The sequence below is a fragment of the Paraburkholderia bengalensis genome, assembly GCF_037126505.1.
GTDB lineage: Bacteria > Pseudomonadota > Gammaproteobacteria > Burkholderiales > Burkholderiaceae > Paraburkholderia > Paraburkholderia bengalensis.
In genome coordinates, this window is the sequence record NZ_JACFYJ010000219.1 from 1 (window position 1) to 2,703 (window position 2,703).

The following is a 2,703-nucleotide window of genomic DNA, read 5'->3' on the forward strand; positions in this document are numbered from 1 at the left end:
TTTCGTTCAAACGTCGAACTTGCGTGCCGCTGGACGAGCGCCTGCGCCGGACCATCAAAGTTCGGACACGGCCGATAGAACGCCCAACATAGCAATCCCTGACAGCAAATTGGCACGCGACGCTGCCCGATACATACGTGATTCGGAGGGGGAGTTCCTTTTCGAGCATTCGACGCGGGTTTATTGTTGGGCAGCCTTAACTGCGCAACGAAATGGCCTTCCCTACGACCCGGAGCTTTTGTACGTCGCGGCAATGTTCCATGATTATGGCTTGACGGAGAATTACGCTCAGAGCCATCTGCGATACGAGGTCGATGGTGCGAACGCCGCTCGCCAATTCCTGCGAAGCCACGGCGTGTCGGAAGCCACGAGCGAGCAAGTCTGGCTTGCGATTGCGCTGCATACAACGACCGGTATCCCTGCACAGGTATCACCGCTGGCAGCACTTGTTGCTCAGGGAGCGAACATGGATCTGGTTGGCGCGGGCTACGACAATTTCACCGCCGAGCAGCGAGACGCCGTTGAGATGGCATACCCTCACCCGCAAGACTTTGCCGAGGTCTTCATGCGTACCCTTTACGAAAGCCTCAAGCATCGGCCTGAAACCACTCAGGGCACCGGCTTGGCCGATGTAATGGCCTATGAGGATCCCCACTTCGTCCGTAGAGACTTCAGCGCGCTGATGCGCAACTCTCATTGGGCCGCAAGAAAATAAGCATTCAACTCGGGGGTACCGGCTGCAACTCACCCATGGCCCGACGCTTTCACTCTTCGTTGTCCTATGGCGCAGTTGACCGCTGGGCGCTAAGCCCGATGTCTCAGGCCCGGATGGCGACGGCTATGAGTCGCTTGCGCTGGTGAGCAACGACCGACGCGGCGAGCAGCCCAGAACGCAGGCTCTGACAGAAACCGTGCGGAGGGCGACGCGTAGGCGCTTTCACGGATTTAGGGGAAATGGGAACGTACTACGCTCAGCCGACCACACACAAAGGTAGCGTGCAATTGTCGGGAATCTAGAATACAACGGCCGTTGGGGTGTCAGCTCCGGAGCATCGCTGACTGTCTGAAATTGGCCGCGTACTGCCGGACGCGGTTTGCAAACGGGGGCGAACAGCAGCGCTAGCAACGATCGGCCGGACCCGACCCATATCGGCCGGACAGGCGATCGCGGTTCGAGAGGCGAGTTTAAAAGTACAGCAGTCACTTGCTGGAGCATCGTCACTTACAGATGTCTGTCTTTGAAAGCGCGCATGAGAATCCATGCACGCAAAAAAACCTTCCTCTGACAGAATCCATACTCTCGCGGGAATGCATGTTGCAATGCCTGCAGGCTGACGACCGTAGGATTTCTACTCATTCCTCGGCCTCCGTCGAGCAATGCGCGACACATAGAACAATATCTGGACATGCCACACACGGTCTATTCCATCGTGCATACGTTGCGCTACCCATATTTTCGGTAGGAATCAAACCTTAATCGTGAAATTGGGTCGGTCAATGGAAAAGAATTGATACAAACCTTGTTGTTTGGATAATCATCTCCACAATTCGTTGGCTTTGCTTTGATATTCGCTTGATTCGCGCCTAAGACGCGAACATCCTCTTTTGTTTTGTCTATAAATATCCCTACGTGCCCACTACCGTCGCCCTTTCTGCTTGCGAAAACCACAAGGTCCCCGTGGACGGGGCTATCAGTACGTTCACCGTATTTTGCGAAACTTCTAGCCATTAAAGGATCTTTTGGTATGTCAATCTTGCATCGTTTCATAGCCCACGATAAAGTAGCCGCACACCACGGCGTACAATCTCCAGCATATGCCTTTTGCGGATACCCTATATCTTCGAAGATTTTACGTATAAGTGGATTCGCTATATTATCCCACCTCTCATTAAAGCATTCACCAGTAGATCCAGTTTCTTTAAGTCCCGCCAGATAAATCATCACATCGAAAGGCGAAGTCGCAGGAGCTGCTGCCAGCAATTTGTTCGCATCTTCGATGTCCTTTATGCTAGCTGATATCCTCCCGAATGGACTAATAGCTGCATCATTAGTAAAAACCTTTTCAGCCCACGTTATGGGCTTATCGCTATGAGACATCTTCTTCTCCTTTTAGGTATAGCAAAGTCTTTGAAAAAATCTGGATAGGGTGCGCAAAGCTGCGGCGGTAGCAGCAAACGCGCTAGCTATCCTGACAATTGCGCCGTGCATGACGTCTTGACTGTCATGAGCAGAGCAGGCCTGGCGCCGCGCAATCAGGTAGGGATTCAGTGCATCCTACTAAAGATATAAGCAGGCGCGTGAGTCTGAGCAATATGAAGCTCGACGCTACAGATTGGTAAAATTGAAAATTACTTCATTTGAAAGTGGTGTATGTGCGTTAGCACACAATCGGCATCATCGTTCGTAATCGCAAGCGTGAACGTTAGATTATGAAAATACATGCTTAATTTTAATTATTAATCTGCAGCAGTCGAAATGCATATAACACTCCCGATTTAACTAATATTTATCTAGAAATTGACGGGACCCGTGAACACTGTGCGGCAGTCGTTAAAATCAAAATCCCGGATCTTAAACGCTCAAATGTGCGGTGCCGCACATAGGGTAATGCCCCCGTCCGGTAAGCGGGATCAGAAGTAGAATTTCCAGCAAAGGGAGTTCTACGCAATGAAGAAGTCGAAGTTCACGGATAGCCAGATCAT

2 protein-coding genes are annotated in these 2,703 nt (G+C 51.3%); one reads left to right on the forward strand and one right to left on the reverse strand.

The window, feature by feature from the left end; translation table 11 throughout:
- Positions 1-19: 19 nt before the first annotated feature.
- The gene (locus tag H3V53_RS42715; RefSeq protein WP_419539753.1) at positions 20-715 is read left to right on the forward strand and encodes an HD domain-containing protein; all 696 of its coding nucleotides are present in this window, start codon (positions 20-22) and stop codon (positions 713-715) included.
- A 729-nt stretch (positions 716-1,444) separates the two neighbouring features.
- Here H3V53_RS42715 and H3V53_RS42720 read toward each other — a convergent pair.
- Positions 1,445-2,098, reverse strand: coding sequence for a C40 family peptidase (locus H3V53_RS42720; RefSeq protein ID WP_336602974.1), 654 nt, complete (start codon positions 2,096-2,098; stop codon positions 1,445-1,447).
- Between the last annotated feature and the right edge of the window lie 605 nt (positions 2,099-2,703).

Excerpts from the sequence above, each read along its gene's own strand:
- H3V53_RS42720 (WP_336602974.1), bottom strand. The coding sequence starts at position 2,098 with ATGTCTCATAGCGATAAGCCCATAACGTGGGCTGAAAAGGTTTTTACT.